The organism is Sphingopyxis sp. CR5, assembly GCF_059693785.1.
On sequence record NZ_JCATIE010000008.1, the window covers coordinates 105,785 to 122,143 of the forward strand.

Annotated in this window: 8 protein-coding genes; all 8 read left to right on the forward strand. The window is 62.0% G+C overall.

The window, feature by feature from the left end; genetic code table 11:
• Positions 1–3: 3 nt before the first annotated feature.
• Positions 4–945 (forward strand): DUF4007 family protein, encoded by a 942-nt coding sequence (locus tag AC58D2_RS13655; protein ID WP_497391219.1) that lies wholly within the window; start codon positions 4–6, stop codon positions 943–945.
• Positions 942–4,367: a P-loop NTPase family protein gene (locus tag AC58D2_RS13660; RefSeq protein WP_497391221.1), complete on the forward strand. Its 3,426-nt coding sequence runs from the start codon at positions 942–944 to the stop codon at positions 4,365–4,367. The genes AC58D2_RS13655 and AC58D2_RS13660 overlap by 4 nt, the downstream gene beginning before the upstream one ends.
• Before the next feature lie 40 nt (positions 4,368–4,407).
• Complete coding sequence (locus AC58D2_RS13665; protein ID WP_497391223.1) at positions 4,408–5,217, forward strand: phosphoadenosine phosphosulfate reductase family protein; 810 nt, start codon at positions 4,408–4,410, stop codon at positions 5,215–5,217.
• Positions 5,218–5,321: 104 nt separating this feature from the next.
• Positions 5,322–7,097, forward strand: a complete 1,776-nt coding sequence (locus tag AC58D2_RS13670) for a hypothetical protein (RefSeq protein WP_497391225.1) — start codon at positions 5,322–5,324, stop codon at positions 7,095–7,097.
• 47 nt (positions 7,098–7,144) lie between these two features.
• Positions 7,145–8,659, forward strand: coding sequence for a hypothetical protein (locus tag AC58D2_RS13675; RefSeq protein WP_497391227.1), 1,515 nt, complete (start codon positions 7,145–7,147; stop codon positions 8,657–8,659).
• On the forward strand, positions 8,656–13,893 hold the full coding sequence (locus AC58D2_RS13680; protein ID WP_497391229.1) for an FtsK/SpoIIIE domain-containing protein: 5,238 nt from the start codon (positions 8,656–8,658) through the stop codon (positions 13,891–13,893). Before AC58D2_RS13675 ends, AC58D2_RS13680 begins: the two co-directional genes overlap by 4 nt.
• A 2-nt stretch (positions 13,894–13,895) precedes the next feature.
• Positions 13,896–15,041, forward strand: a complete 1,146-nt coding sequence (locus tag AC58D2_RS13685) for a cysteine desulfurase family protein (protein WP_497391231.1) — start codon at positions 13,896–13,898, stop codon at positions 15,039–15,041.
• Positions 15,042–15,071: 30 nt separating this feature from the next.
• Complete coding sequence (locus AC58D2_RS13690; protein ID WP_497391233.1) at positions 15,072–16,139, forward strand: HNH endonuclease domain-containing protein; 1,068 nt, start codon at positions 15,072–15,074, stop codon at positions 16,137–16,139.
• Positions 16,140–16,359: the final 220 nt, after the last annotated feature.

Below are 16,359 nucleotides of genomic sequence, written 5' to 3' on the forward strand. Positions count from 1 at the left end.
TCTATGCCCGCCGCAAATGAAACCGCCGAAAACTACCGCTTTGGCGGCCATCAGACATTCCCGCTGCGCATCAGCTGGCTCCCGAAAGCCGCTGAGAAACTGAGCGAGGGTCATGATATTTTGAGCGATATGCTCGAGGCCGTGGTGGGTCTGGGGCTGGGCAAGAATATGGTCGAAGCCCTTCGCTGCTGGGCCGACGCCTATGGCGTCGCCACCCGCGGTACCGACGGATGGCGCCTCACCCCCGAGGGCGAGGAGATATTCGGCAAGGACGGCTTCGATCGCTATCTGGAGGACAGCCAGACCCTCTGGTGGCTTCACTGGAAGATTGCGACGCAGGCGGAAAACCGCTTCTTTGCATGGGAGCTCATTTTCAACCGCTGGAATGAACCGAACTTCACGCCGTCTGCGGTGCTGGCGGCGTTCGCCAGGGAAGCCGAACGGAGCGGCCGCAATCTTGCCGATGTCAGTCTCAAACAGCATTTCGACGTATGGTTGCGCACCTATTGTGTTCCCGGCGCAAGCCGCATGGGCGAAGACGGGCTCGACAGCCCGCTCGTTTCGCTTGGTCTCATTCGGCCTCTTGGGCAAGTGGAAGATGTCGGGCGGCGCGAACAGGTCTATGGCATCGACCTTGGACCCAAGCGCACGATAAGCCAGGCCTTGTTCCGCTACACGCTGATGAGCTGGTGGGAGCGCCGGTCTGCCAGCGAAGAGACGGTGCCGTTTCAGGATGTCGTCAATGGCGCGGGAAGCCCGGGCCGAATATTTCGCATGCCCGAAAGCGAGGTTCGCGAACGGCTTGAGAAACTGACCTTGGTGAAGAGTGAATTCGATCTGCGGCAGAGCCTCAACCAACAGCAGGTCCAGCGGATCCGTCCTTTTCCTCCCGAACGCGAGCGGCTTGCAGCCATTTACGCGCGTGAGCAGGCGGAAGCGGCATGACCATCGACAAGATCAGCCTGCGCAAGACAATGCTCGACCTCCTTCATGTCCGCTCGCAGCATCTGCGTTCGGTCCAGATTGAGCGCGACTACAACGATCCCGCATCATCGACGCATTATGTCGTGACGCCGTTTGTGGCCGCAACGTTCGAACGCTTGGCGCAGGGCCTTCAATATTGCAGCACCGCGCGCGCGTGGCGCCTTACCGGCGACTATGGCTCGGGCAAGTCGAGCTTCATGCTGGCATTCGCGCGCTATGCCGCGCGCGCCGACGCATCGCTGCCGGCGGCGCTGGCGAACGATGCGCCCCCGTTCCGGCTGGAGCCTGTGCTCGTAGTCGGCGAGCGCGAGCCGCTCGGCCGCAGCCTGTTGCGCGCTTTGCGCCAGACGATCGCGCGCACGGGCCTCACGCCTTCGCGCGCGCTTGTAAAATCGCTTGCGGACGCAGAGGCGCTCGGCGCCGCGGAAATGCTCGCGCTTGTCGAGGCGGCTGGCGACTGGGTGCGCGCCAAAGAGGTGGGTTCGGGTCTCCTCATCATCTTCGACGAGCTCGGCAAGAATTTCGAGCATGCGGCCGCCACCCCTGCCGACGGCGATATCCAACTCCTCCAGAACCTCGCCGAAGCAGCGGCCCGCAGCGGCACGAAACCGCTCGTCACCGTAGCGGTTCTGCACCAAGCGCTCACCTCTTACGCGAGCGAACTCTCGAGCCTCGAGCGCAAGGAATGGGAAAAGGTCAGCGGACGTTTCGAGGAAATCGTCTTTGCGCCCCCAATCGAACAATCGGCCGCGCTCATCGCGGCGGCGCTCGGGATCGACACCGGCAAGCTTCCGAAGAAGCTCGCGTCGGCAAGCGCGGCGCAAATGCGCAGCGCGGTGGAGGCAGGCTGGTATGGCGCCGGCGCGAGCCTTGCTAATCTCGAGGAGCTTGCGCCGGCGCTAGCCCCGTTCGATGCGTTTACGCTGCCTATCCTCGGGCGCATCCTGCGGCGTTTGGGACAGAATGAACGCTCGCTGTTCAGCTTCCTGTCGTCGGCAGAACCCGGCGGCCTCCTTGGCCATGCCGGCCAGTCCCTCGACAGTTACCGCCCTTACCGGCTTGCCGACCTCTACGATTATATCGCCCAGAATCTGAGCGCCACGCTGGCGAGCGGACCAAGCGGCGTCCGCTGGCATCTCATTGACGGCGTCGTTCGGTCAGCGGCGGTTCAGTCGCCGCTCGAAACCGATGCGCTCAAGACCGTCGGACTGATCAATCTGCTTGACGACCCAGGCCTGGCGCTGACGCCGGACCTGCTCGTCGCCGCGCTCGGCGCTGGCGCCAAAGAGGCAGGCGGAGCGATCGCGCGCTTGCGCGGCGAAGCGCGCATTCTCTACGACCGCGGAGCAGGCGGCGGTCTTTGTCTCTGGCCGCATACGAGCGTCGATCTCCAGGCAGCGTTCGACGATGCGCTGGAGGCGGTGGCGCAAGGGCGCGATATCTTGACCGCCGTCCGCGCGGTGCTTCCGAATGAGCCGCTCGTTGCGCGCCGTCATTATGTCAAATCGGGCACAATGCGCCATTTCGAGGTGCTCTATGCCCCGGTGGCCACCCTGGCCGATGTGCTTGACCAGAAGCTCGAGGAAGGCGCCGATGGCCGGCTGCTGATGGTGCTGAGCCGCAATGAGCGCGAGCGCGACAGTGCGCAGGAGATTATTGGCGCGCGGACGAGCTGGCCCGATACGCTCGTGGTGGGGATTCCGCCCTCCGTGGGCGATGTGGCGCCGCTGCTCCGCGATCTTGATGCCTGGACCTGGGTCGCGAACGAGACGCCTGCGCTCGCCGGCGACCGGTTGGCGCGTGAAGAAGTGGCGCGTCAGATTGCGACCGCCGAAGAGCGTCTGCGCCGCGCGCTTGTCACGCTGATCGACTTTCGCGGCGGCAGCTCGGTGGCGACGCGCTGGGTCTGGCGCGGCGAGACGCTCGCTATCCGCTCGGGCCGTGATTTGAGCGAAGCGCTCTCCGATGTCTGCGAGGAAGCCTATAAAAAGGCGCCGCAGATCAAAAATGAGTTGCTCAATCGCCGCCAACTCAGTTCGGCGGCAGCGCGGGCGCGCTCGGCGCTGATCGAAGCGCTGGCGCAGGCCCCCGAAGTAGCGGCGCTCGGTCTCGACGACAAGCATATGCCCCCCGAAATGGCGGCCTATCTCTCGATCCTCAAAGCCGGCAATGTCCATGTGGAACGCGGCGGCCGCTGGCAGATCGTTCGACCCGATGTCGACCGGCTGAATATCGCACCCGCACTCGACCGGATCGGCGAGGTCTTGCGCGCCGAGGAAGATCGCCGCGTCCCCTATCTCGAAGTGGCCGCCGCGCTCCGCGGCCCGGGCTATGGCATTCGCGACGGGCTCATCCCGCTGCTGATCGCCGTATATCTGGCGGCCTATTGGCATCACACCGCAGTCTATGAAGACGGCACCTACCTCGAGCAGGTGGGTGGCCCCGAATTCATGCGCATCCTGAAAGAGCCCGAGCATTTCACGCTCCAGCATTGCGCAGTGGAAGGGGTTCGCACGGCGGTCTTCGCCCGCCTCGCCAAGGCGGTGGGCGTCCCGATGAGTGCGGACGTACCCGATCTGCTGGACGTGGTCCGGCCCTTGATGCAGTTCATAGCCCGGCTTCCCGATCATGCGCGCCGCACGCGCAACATCAAGGTGACGACCGCGGCGGTGCGCACGGTGCTTCTGCGGGTGCAGGACCCTTCCGCCATGCTCTTCAAGGATCTTCCAAAGGCGTGCGGCCTCGAGCCCTTCAGCGCAGAGAAGGCGGTGGAGGAAGAGCAGCTCGACGTTTTCGTCTCAGCGATCGCCGACGCGGTGCGCGAACTGCAGAACGCGTATCCGGACCTTCTTGTTCGGATCAGCGCCGCATTGGCGCAGGCGACCGAAGCGGGCGGGCCCGCCGAGCGATTGCAGGACACGTTGACGCAGCGCGCGCTGCCGCTTTCGAACTTGGTCTCCGAACCCGAACTCAAGAGTTTTGTGCTGCGCCTTGCCGACAACAATCTCGGCCCCAAGCTCTGGCTGGAGTCGATCGCGAGTTTCCTTGCGCGCAAGCCGCCTGAGCGTTGGGGCGAATCCGACGAGCGCGAATTCCATCACCGGCTGAAGCTGCTGTCGCGGCGGCTCATTCGCGTCGAAGCCACAGTAGGCGAGATTCAGCCCCAGAATATTGCCGGGGAATCGGTTTTTCGTATGGTAATCACATCGGGCGACGGCCGCGAGCTGGAGGATCTGGTCCGCGGGCCGACCGACGATGAGGCGGTTGCCGCGCTCGAGCAGGAGATTGGTGCGATGATCGATGCGCACGGCAGGGCCGGGCTGCTCGCCTTTGCGCGCGCTATTCTGGCGCGCAGCGAAGCCGAGGCGGAAGACGGAAATTGAGAGCGGCGCGAAAATGGATCAAGTGAAGGAGGGGAACGACATGACAGACAAGCCGGTCCGGCACATCCTCAGCCTCTCGGGAGGCAAGGACAGCACCGCGCTCGCCATCTACATGCGCGACCGGGTCCCCGAAATGGAATATATCTTCCATGACACCGGCAAGGAGCTCCCCGACACGCTCGATTATGTCGAACGGCTCGAGGCGTATCTCGGCAAACGCGTCGTTCGCACCACGACGCGCGAGAGCTTCGACGATGTGCTGCGAACCAAAGGCGGCATGCTGCCGTCGAACAAGCGCCGGTGGTGCACCGAGCTTTTGAAGCTCAAGCCGTTCGAGACCTATATCGGCGAGGAATATTGCGTCAATTATGTCGGCATCCGCGCCGACGAAGACCGTGTGGGCTATGTCAGCCACAAGCCGAACATCAAGGCGGTCTTCCCGTTTCGCGAAGACGGCATCGACTATGAAGGCGTGGTACGGATTCTCGAAGACGCCGGCCTCGGCATGCCACCCTACACCGAATGGGGTCGGACCCGGTCGGGCTGCTTCTTCTGCTTCTATCAGCAGAAGATCGAATGGGTACGCCTCAAGCAGCATTACCCCGAACGCTTTGACGAAGCCAAAACCTATGAAAAGCCAAACCGGGTCAATGGCCAGGTCTTTTATTGGGGTGACGAGCCGCTCGAAGAACTTGAGCAGCCCGAACGCATGGCGGAGATCGAGAAAAATTGGCAAAAGTCGCAGGAGCGTAAGCGCGCGCGCCGGGTCAATCGTCCACTAGCGAACGTGTTGGGGGGCCTTGAGTATGACGACACCCCGCGCGACGGCTGCCTCATCTGTCAGCTGTGAGGGAGGCTGAACCCGCGCGGCCGGCCAAAAGGGCCGACCAATCGCTTGGCGAACGCTGGGTAGGATTTCTGCGCGGCTATAGCCCGGTCAACCGGGTAGAGGGCATGTTCGCCGAGTCGCTGCCAAAACATGCGCAAGCATATGGCTTCGAGCCGATCCAGTTCGAGCATCCGTATCTGCAGAAACTGCTAGGCGCTCTAGCGCCCGCCGAAGGGAGGCTCACCAATGTCATCCTGACCGGGACCGCCGGTGACGGCAAGACGACCCTCTGTCACGATCTTTGGCAGAGGTTTGGTGGCGGCGACGAGCGCGCGACGGGCAAGAACCGCCATAGTTATCTGCCGCTCGACGTGGACACACCCAATGGCACCCGGCGTATCCATTTCATCTTCGAGTTCAGCGGCTGGTGCCCGGCGCCCGATCAGGAATGGAGTGAAGAAAAGCTCGACCTCATCAACCGGTTCGCGCGGTCGGTTCAGGAGCCGGACCCGCAGGAATATTTCATCCTTGCGGCCAACGACGGGCGGTTGGTGCAGGCGTTCGACAGCCTGCCCGAGGGCACATATGCCAAATCGCTCGCAAGCGACATCGAGGAACTGCTCAACAACGGCCGCGCTAAGGCGGAAGGCCTTGCCCTCGAGTTTCTGAACCTAAGCCAGATGTCGAGCGCCGATACGCTCAAACGCGCTTTCGTGGCCGTACTGGGCCGGCCCGAATGGTCGTGTCTTGTCGACGAGGCCGATGACCCGGCATTCTCCGACGCGTCGCCGCTGAAGCGCAATTACTGGGCACTTTGCAATCCTGCGATTCAGGAGCGCGTCATTGCGCTCGCCGAGCTGCTCGATGCCAACAGCCTGCATGTTTCGATCCGCGAAATCCTCCTGCTCGTGGTCAACGCGCTGCTCGGCTGCGAAAGCGCGAAGGAGCATGTCGCCACCGCTGCCGATCTGCGCGGCGTTGCCGAACGCGGCGGCATGCATGAAGCGACGATCTACGGGAATATATTCGGCGCCAATCTCTCGGAACGGCGCCGGGAGAATTTTGCCGTTTTCCGTTATCTTGGCGGCTTCCGGATCGGCTTCGAGACGAGCAATCTCTTCGACAATCTGCTCGTCTTCGGCCGTGATGATCCCAATCTTCAGGCCGATCACGCCGCCTATGTCGCCGATGATCCTTTTTACGGTGACGATCCCGCGTTTGAAATGCTGCGCGCGTCTTATCTCGAGGCCGAGGACGACCGCGACGAAGGTGCCGAACCGTTTCTGAAGGAATTGGTGGGGCAACGCCGTCGCTTGTTCTTCAGGCTGCCCGACGTCGACGACCGCCTCGATGCGTGGAAGCTCAGCATTTTTCCGTCGGCGAGTGCCTATCGGCGCCAGGTCCTCACACCGCTCCGCGACGGACGTCCGATCGAAACGATCATCCTCCAACGGCTCATTTGCGGTCTCAATCGAATCTGGACCGGTATGCTTGCCGGCGATCTAGACCGCTTGTTCCTCAGCACCGGGCTCGACCTCAGCTCGGCCAAGGTCAGCGACATATTTCTTTACGAAATCCCTCTGCGAAGGAGCCTTCACGGCGACGAGGTTTCCGTGGTGGCCGTTGATGGCGCGCCGGTGCTGCGGATCATGCTCGGGCGCGACGAGAAGCCGCTCGATTTCCCGCTGTGGCTGGTGCGATACGAATTTCTGACTCGCGTTGCTGCAGGCGCGCTGCCTTCAAGCTTTTCAAAGGAATGCAATGAGGATGTGCTCGCGTTCAAGAGCCAGGTCCTGTCGCAATTTTACCGCCGCGCCGGCGACAACCCGGGAAGCCTTTCGATCTTGTCCGCTGGCCCGAACGGTAGTCTTTCCTCGCGCCAACTGGGCATCAGCCTATGAACTTTCTCGATCCATCAAATGTGGGCCAGGTCCCGAAGACATCGCGCGTGTTCGACGATGTCAAAATCTGGGCCGAGGAAGCGGTTTATGGGCACCGACTCTATGCCCGCCAGAACCCGTGGCTGCTCTTCCTCGAATTTCTGAACGTCGCCGAGGCGCATCATCGCGAAGGCAAGCTGTTCGAGACAACCACGCCTGAGATCAGCACGCCCTATACGCTGCGCTGGCGAATGGGGCTGCGCTCGGTCCTGTTCGACAACAGCGAACTTGCCCGCCTTGCCGAAGAGTCGAACGACGACGAGAGCCTGTGGGCCAAATGGCTCGAGGGGATGATTAAGCGCTGCGACGCGCCGCCGCCCGAGGGCTTCGACTATCTCAAACAGCGTTTTCCGCGCTTTAAGGATTTTGTCGAGCTTGTGAGCCTCGTCCGACAGACATCGCTCGAGACATCGAACAATGTGCGCTGGTCGTCGCGCTTCATCTTTCCTTTCGGCGTTAATGCGATCTACAGCGATGCCAAGGTGCAGGATCGAACGCCGCGCCGCGACTATATCAATTTCGGCCGCACCGGCGAGCTACTCTATCTCATGGTCAGCCGGTCGAGCGGCGGCGCCGCGCTGAAAGCGCCGTTCGAGACGCTCTTCAATCCCGAACTTCCGAAGAACAAGCTGATCGGACTCCTCTGCGCCGATGCGGACGAGCGTGCTCCGCTTGAGATGCCGGGCAACAGTTTTCTTCCCTATCGCGAGCACCCGGCATTCGAACGGTTGACCGAGGATTGGGAAGCGATCTTCAAGCTCGGACTTCCGGGTCAAGACAGCTATGCGCATCTGGCACCGCTCGGCAGCCTCCACGTGCTGCTCTACGCGCTCGAGACCTCGGCGGCGATGTTAGGACGGCCCCGTCCCAGCCTAATCTGCGAGATCATCGCGCCGCGACGCGAGCTTGTGCGGCAGCGCTCGATCGCATCCTATTATGACAATGATGCATTGAGCCGCCAAGCGTCGGAAGCTTATGCGGAACGCAAGTTCGCCGGCGACGACTGGCTCGCCGTGCATGACGAGGGGCTCCCCGAGAGCGAGCGTATTGATCTGGCGCTCGAACTTATCGAGCGCGACTTCGGTCACAAGATCAAGGATCAGGGATGCACCTCTGTCAGTGAACTTCTCGATCAGTTCCGGCAGTCGCTCGAAGTCAAGCATGACGATAATTGGAGTTCGGTTCACGCGAGCTACGGCCGCGGCATCGGGCTTGTTTCAAGCCGCGGCACCAACCGCCAGCGCTACGCGCCGACCGACGATCTGCTGAAGACGATCGTAATGGCGCGAGTGCCGGGCCGCGTCGAGTTCAGCAAATTCCTTGCCGACGTTTACGAGCATTACCGGCTGGTGTTCGGACCGGTGGAGGCCAAGGTGGCGCTGCCGTCGGGAAGCTTCGATGAATCGAGCTTCGAGAAGAATAAAAGCCGTTTGGAGGCAAGGCTCAGCAGCATGGGACTTTTGAAACGGCTGTCCGATGCGTGCGCCTATGTGATCAATCCTTTCGCAGGTAAGACCGAATGACCGCCGAGCTGACGTTGATTGGGCGCCTCGCCGCGGGACTGATGCAGACCGTTCTCGACAATGGCGCCGGAGATCCCGGCAATTCACGTTTTCTGATCCGCGCGATGGAGAATGATGAAATCCTCGCCATCGTCGATGCAATCGAGGCCGACGTCACGCTCGCGCCGCGTATCGAAATCTGCCTTCCCCGCTACCGCTTCGCCGAAGTTGACGGCGTCAAGGCGGAGCATCTGACCGATGTGGCCGCCGCCGAACTACGGCACGCCGATTGCGCCCGCGAAGGCCGCTTCATGGTGCTCAACGAGAGCGAGAAGCAATCGCTGGCGCAGGTGGAAGCGTTTGACGCCGAGGCGATGCTCGACGAAGGACGCGCCGGCCGGTGGATCGACATCGCATCCGAAGGCCTAGTGCTTCCCGAAGAGTCGATCGTTGAATGGGAAGCGGCCCTCGTGGCGCTGCTTCGCATTCACCGCGCCGGCCTGCGTCAGGTTGCCGAATTTGTGTCGGCGACGGCGGCGGCGCTGGGCACCGGCGAGACCGTCCCGCGCGCACTCGGCCGATCTTTGCTGGCGCTAGGCATTCCGCGATTCGACAATCTGTTCGACGATATCGCGCCCGCCAAGCGGCGCCAGCCGTCGCAATGGCGCTCTCGCTTTGAAAGCCATTGGCGGCGCGACTGCTATATTGCGAAACGTGACCGCACTCAGACGCCGCTTCCCGGCCGCGCGCGTCTCCGCGAGAAGCTCGAAGAGCTGCGCGAGCGGATGCGCGAAGAGGTCCAGAGCGCAATCGAGGCGTATATCGACGCGCCCGACGGGACGAGTGATGCGTCACGCACGCTCTTCCATATCGACTGGTCCGAGCTCCAGCAGTTCTTCGAAGAAGCGCAGAAGAGCGAAGGCCGTTCGCTGGGTCAGGAGACATACGACTTCTATCGTATCAACGATCCCGAGCTGCTCACCGACGCCGAGCGCGATTATCTTAAGCTTTTCGCCGAGCAGCGCCGTCAGAACCCCACCAAGACGCCCGACGACGAGACATTTTATGCGTCACACGCCAATGAGCTGCGCGAGGAGAAGCGGCTCGCCGCGCTTTGGGAGCGTTTCATTTTCGGTCAACGCGTCGAATGCCGCGATCTGCTCGACGGGATCGTCCAGAGCGTTCAACGCCTTTATCAACCCAACACTGCTGGCGCGCAGAAATTGATCATAGAGGGACAGGAGCGCAGCCCGAGCAACTTTCTGCCGCTTAATGACGAAGTCTGCTGCTTTTTCGCAACGCGCTACCGCGGCCTCGAAAATGCATTTCCGGGCCTTGTCGAGTTCAAGAATGTGAAGGCTTTCGACTATCTCGGCTTTCGCGACGACATCAAGAAATATGCGAAGCGCAAGCCTGATAGCAGTGCGAGAGCGGCGCGTCAGCTTCATTTCAGGGTGTGGCTCGAAGCGGGAGAAGGCGCGAGCGTCGAGAAAAGCGCGGAGCTTCGGCTCGTCTGGGAAGCCAACCCCCGCTCGATCGGCATGGGCCTAACGGGCGATCTCGAGCGCCTGCTGGCTAATAACGCCAAAACCCCAATGGTGCGATGCCGCGCCAACCGTGCCGGCATCGGCCGTTCGCAAGGCAGCGGCGTGGACCTTCACGACCGTGCGACGTTCGAGCCCGACGGCGCGCGCGAACGCGGTGCTTTCGCTCCGCCGAAGTCACGTGCGGAATCGATCCCCAAGCTCTGGGCAAAGTCGCTGCAGAGCCTGCTCGACGACGAACTGACGGTTTCCTCGATTACCGAACCGCTCGACACGCTTTTCGGCACGTTCGAGACGCTTTACGCCAAAGCTATCGCGGCCCTTTCAGACGAAGGCCTTGGCGCAGAGGCGCTCACCGATCAGGCGGCTGCCTTTGGCAAGTTGCTGGGAGCGATTGTAGAGACGGTCGAAGCGCCAGTAGCGATTGATCGGTTGCTGCAGCCACTGCTCGAAATCGGTGTGGCACAGCTGGAAGGCCCCGGCGCCAGCCGCCCGATCGCGATCGTAACCCCTTGGCATCCGCTCCGTCTGGCCGGCCAAGCCGCGCGCTGGTCGATCCTTCGCGCGCACCTTACATCGCTGCTCAGCGCTGGGGGGTGTAGCTTCACTGATTCGGGCCGGCTTTATTTCGGCGAGCTACGCCGTGCGCTAGGACAGTCGATCAGGCCCGATGTCGTGACGGGATGGAACTCGGCAAAGCCGATTATTCTCGCGCAGACCGACGCGCTCAACGATTATAGCGTGCATGAGCCAGCGACCGCTGAGCCCGGCGAGCCCGCGATGACGAATGATCATGTGGTGCCGATCGCGCGTCAGATCACTGAGCTCGTCAAACATTATCTCGATCTGCAGCCGCATGAACGCGACAATCTGTCGGTGGTGCTCTACAATTGCGATGCCGCGGCGCTGCCGCAGGCCGTTGTCGACAGCCTCCGCGCCGAAGCCGAGCGGAATGGCGGCGATGCAATGTGCCAAGTAATCCTCCGCCACCGCGACGAGGACCGACTGCGTCAGCTTTACCAGCAGCTTGTGTCGCGCGACATTGGTGACGACAGCTTGCACGCGAGCGAAGCGACGCGCGATTTCATGTCGCGGCTGCGCATTTCGATCATGGTAAACACGACGATCCCACCGATGGGTGCCGATGGCCCCCCGCTCGATATTGTCTTCTGCCACGACGTCATTTCGCGCGCTGCGGCGATGGTGTGGGTCGATGTGGGCCGCACCACCTACGCGGCCACCGAAATCGATCCGGGCCAGTGGTCGCGCCGCCGCCCGATCAGGCGCGGCGACCGCGATGCGGTGGTCTATCTCACCTGCCCTGCGCAGCCTGCAGAAGGCTGGGATTACCTCGATGCACTCGCAGCGCTTCACAACCCGGGCGCTGCGCGCAAAAGCCGGCAAGCTGGCGAAACGCTGGTGCCCGCCCGGCAAACGACCGTGCAGGATCCCGCTACGCAGCAAATTCTTGAAGAAACGCATCGCTTGGCAAGCTGGGTCGTCAACTTCGACGATCTTCTCGATCGCCGTCAACTGCTCGACAATCAGATACGCATCATCCGCTACAAGCATGCCGGTCCCGACGGCCGCAGCCTGATCATCTCTTCGCAGGCACCTGATGCGCTGCTGCGTGCGACGCTGCGAAGCCGAATCCGTGCGCTCGATCCGTCGTATAGCGAGGAAGAGCTTACTGCTCTGAGCTCGCGGCTGATCGACGACGCGAATGCCGTGTCGGGTGATCTCGTCCTTCGAGCGGCCAAGCATGGCAGCAACGCCAACGAGCTGCTCGGCGTCGTGCTCTCCAAATATATGGTCGATGCCGAGCTTGCGCCCGAAGCGCCGCGCGCCTGGGTGTTTCTCGACGATTATGCAAGTTGGCTTGGGCAGGACGAGAAGCATATCGCCGATCTTCTTTGTCTAGCCCCCGGTACCGACAAAGACGGCAATCCTGTCCTCGATGTGGTTGTGACCGAAGCCAAATATGTCGCCGCTGCCAGCGCCAATGCAAAGGCGGGCATTTCGGAGCGCCAGCTGCGCGATACTCTGCAACGGCTCGAGGAAGCGTTGCTCGCCGACGTTCCGCCCGCCGACGCGGCAATCTGGCGTGCACGGCTGTCGGACATTTTGCTCGACCGGCTGCGCGACCCGAGCGGCAATATTCTCTCGTCGGCGGCCGACTGGCGCGTCACTTTGCGCGAGGCGGCGTGCGGTATCCGCCTGCGCGGCTATTCGCACGTCTTCGCGCACGGCGCGCCAGGTGTTGGCGAACAGGTCAGCAACGATCGGATCGGCGTCAAACAGACCGGCACGGGGTTCCAGGAGCGTTATGGCCCCGAAACGCTCCGTCGCTTCCTGCGCGCCTATGCCGACCAGAAGTCGCCCAACGACATCCGCCGTGAGGCGATCGGCGACTGGATGCCGGTTACACCGGTCGCCACTGCAGCGTCGCCCGCGCCCGATGGCACGACGGCGCCTTCCGCCCCGCTTGAAACAGTTTCACTCCCAGAACCCGCCCCGACCGACGAGCTCGAGCGAGGGCGCGACGGGGTTGCGTCTGAAAACGAAGTACCGGTGACGCGGCTCGACGCAGTCATTGCAGAATTGGCATCCGAACATGCCCGCGGCGACAGCGACGATGCCTGGCTGGAAGAAGCTGCGACGCGCTGCCGCAACGCGCTGCTGCGCTACGGGATGTCCGCGCGGCTCGAAAGCAAGATACTCACCCCCAATGCAGCCCTGTTGAAGTTCAAGGGCAGCGATGAACTTACCGTGTCTTCGGTGGAGCGGCGGCTTACGGAGCTTCAGACGACGCATGCGCTAGAAGTCTTAAGCGTGCGCGCCGAGCCCGGCTTTGTCGTGATTTCGATCCTTCGCCCACACAGGGAGACGCTTTCGATCGGCGAGGTTTGGCAAAATTGGGAACGGCCCACCGGCGAAGCGAACAATCGACTGCTTATCGCGGTGAAGGAAGAAGATGGCTCGCCGCTCTACCTTGAGCCCGAGCCGGCTCCGCACAGTCTTGTGGCGGGCAGCACTGGAAGCGGCAAATCGGTGCTCGTGCAGAATATCCTGCTCGGCATTGCCGCCACTAATCGGCCCGATCAGGCCGAGATCGTCCTGATCGATCCGAAATCGGGGGTCGACTATTTCGCGTTTGAGCCCCTGCCCCATCTCACCGATGGCATCATCGACGATGTCGACGATGCGCTTGCGAAGCTGGAGACCCTCGTCCAGGAGATGGAGCGCCGCTACACTCTCTTCAAAGCGGCGCGGGTTTCGAACATCCGCAGCTATAATCAGAAGTCCGATAAGCCGCTTCCCACCGTCTGGCTCGTCCACGACGAGTTTGCCGACTGGATGCAGATCGACGAATATCGATCAGGCGTGGAGGCAGCGGTAAGCCGACTTGGCGTCAAGGCGCGTGCGGCGGGGATCTATCTCATCTTTGCAGCACAGCGCCCCGACGCCTCGGTCTTTCCCATGCAGCTTCGTGCCAACCTCGGCAACCGCTTGGTCCTTCGCGTCGACAGCGCCGGCACCTCGGATTTGTCGCTGGGAGTCAAGAACGGTTCTGCCGAGCGCCTGCTTGGCAAAGGTCATCTGGCAGCGATCCTTGGCGGCGGCACCGACCCCATTTATGCGCAGGTGCCCTTTATTCGCGAGGATGAACTGCCTAGGCTGGTGGATGCGATCATCGCCGATCTGGAGTGAGCATGACGCTGCGCGCGTACCTCGATAATAATGCAACAACGCGGATAGCGCCCGAGGTGCTGAAAGCGATGATGCCGTTTTTGACCGAAGTGCAGATCAATGCCTCGTCAGCAGCGGGCGAGTTGCTGGGCGCAGCGCGACCGATTGCTGATGCCAAGCGTGCGCTTGCGAACTTGTTCGGCGCTCCCGACGCTGCCGATAATTTCGTCCTGACCTCAGGCGCATCGGAGGCCAACAGCTGGGCGGTGCACGCAGCAACCATCGATGTCGCACCCGGCCACATCGTTGCAAGTGCGATTGAGCATCCCTCTCTCATCGCTGCGCTCGAAGCACGTGTTGCTTCAGGCTGGGACGTGGACTTCATTAAGCCCGATGAGAAGGGCTGCGTTCGCGCAGAGGATTTCGCGGCACGCCTCCGCCCTACGACCTTGTTCGCGACATGCATGCTCGCCAATAATGAAACTGGCGTCGTGCAGCCGGTTGAGGCGATCGGCCGCTTCGTGCGCGAGCGCGCTCCTCGGGCATTATTTCATGTCGATGCGACGCAGGCAGTGGGTAGAATTCCCCTGTCGCTCGACGAGATGCTTGCCGACGTCGATCTATTCTCCCTGTCCGCCCACAAATTTCACGGCCCCAAGGGCGTGGGCGCCCTTTATGCCGCCGATGGTGTACGTCTGCCGCCGCTTATTTTCGGGAGCCAGGAAGATGGGCGGCGCGGCGGCACATACAATATTGCAGGCGCGGCGGGGCTCGCTGCGGCCGCCAAGCTCGCAATGGAATGCGTAACCGAAATGGGCCGCGTGGAGAAGCTGCGCGAGGCATTCGAAATGGGTCTCCGCAAACGCAAGCCCGACGTCCAAATCATCGGCGAAGGTGCGCGTCGCCTCCCCAATACATCACTGTTCCTGTTGCCGAATGTCGATGCGCAGGATCTAATCGAACGGCTCGCTATCGATGGTATTGTGATCGCCGCGGGCTCGGCATGCGCAAGCGGAGCGATCGCGCCGTCTCACGTCCTTCTTAAAATGGGCGTTACTTTTGAGGATGCCAAATCGGCGATCCGCGTCAGTCTCGCGCGGGACACCACCGGCGAAGAGCTTGCTCTGCTTCTCGATGGTCTCGGTGCCCGCCTGCTGGTCAACAGCTAAGTGGCAGTGACGCCAGAGCGGACTCCTCTCATGGGCCGCGCCTTCGATTCCACAGCCGCGACCTATAAATTCTTCTGGTTCCTGGCGCTTCTCAAGCTGATGCCGCATGACGAGCAGGTTGCTGTTCGTGACGTGGTGCGCGAAATGATCATCATCGCTTGGGCGCCGGGTGCGCTTTACCGATTGTCCTTTGGCCCACATGACCAGCTCCAGAACATCGTGCGCGAGTTGCAGGCCAGCGCCGGTTTGAGACCTACCGCGGCAGAGACCCGCGTTCGTACAGCGCTTGCTGAGTGGAACCAAACTGGGGCACGAGTGGAAGCTCTGGCACGCTACGTTCCAACACGCTTTCTCGGCACTTGGTTCGGGACGAAACTTGACAGTTCTGTCCGCGATGACCGGCGCAGCCGTGAAATCATTCGCATCGCGAATGCGACGCTTGCCGATTCCAACGGCGCCCCTTACGCGCTTGAACGGATCAATGGCGAGTTGGTCATCCGCTTCGGCCCCGGCTGGCACGAATGGATCCTCCGCCATAGCCTAATCCTCGAGCGCCAAACCGAGTTCGCCCTCGCCCGCTTCCTTCAGGCGCGCAATCCCCATGTGCCGGGCATCGTCGACAAGCTCAAGATGCCGAGCGGCCGCAAGCTCGCCCCAGCTCGGCGGATGTTCGAGCGCCTCCGCAGTTACCAAGGTATACTGGCTGATGCTTATAGCGGTGTGCCGCTCGATATCCGGTATGCCGTCGATCATGTGTTACCGCGCTCTTTCGTCGCGCACGACCTGCTCTGGAACCTTGTCCCCACGTCAATTGAGCAAAACCGCCAAAAACATGAGTCTCTTCCAGACCGGTCCCTTCTTTCGAGGGTCGCCCGCTTTCATCACAATGCGATAGCCGCCGCTCCGGTCGGTTTGCCGGCGATCGAAGACTATCTCGCGGTGTTCGCTATGTCCGAGATACAAATTCGCGCTCTGAATGCGGATGGTTTTGAGCTCGCCTATACAAAACTTTTAACCCCGCTCATCGAAATTGCGTCGGCGCAAGGCTTTCGTACCGGTTGGATGCCGGCAATCTCAACGAAGGCCGTTTTGCCTTAAGAACATCCAGAACGACCCCGCGCACCAACCTCCCTGCGCCCGTCGCTTGGCGAGCTTCGCCATGCGTGCTTTGATGTAGTCAGGTGCCGATATCGGCGGGGTCAGGACGCGGCCATTCCATTCGCCATGGAGGCGCGCTCGGGATGACGCAGTTTGGCCATGAGATGCCGTGCGGGTCCCGTTTCCGCAGCCCTGCCCTATTCCGTGCGACGACCGCAGC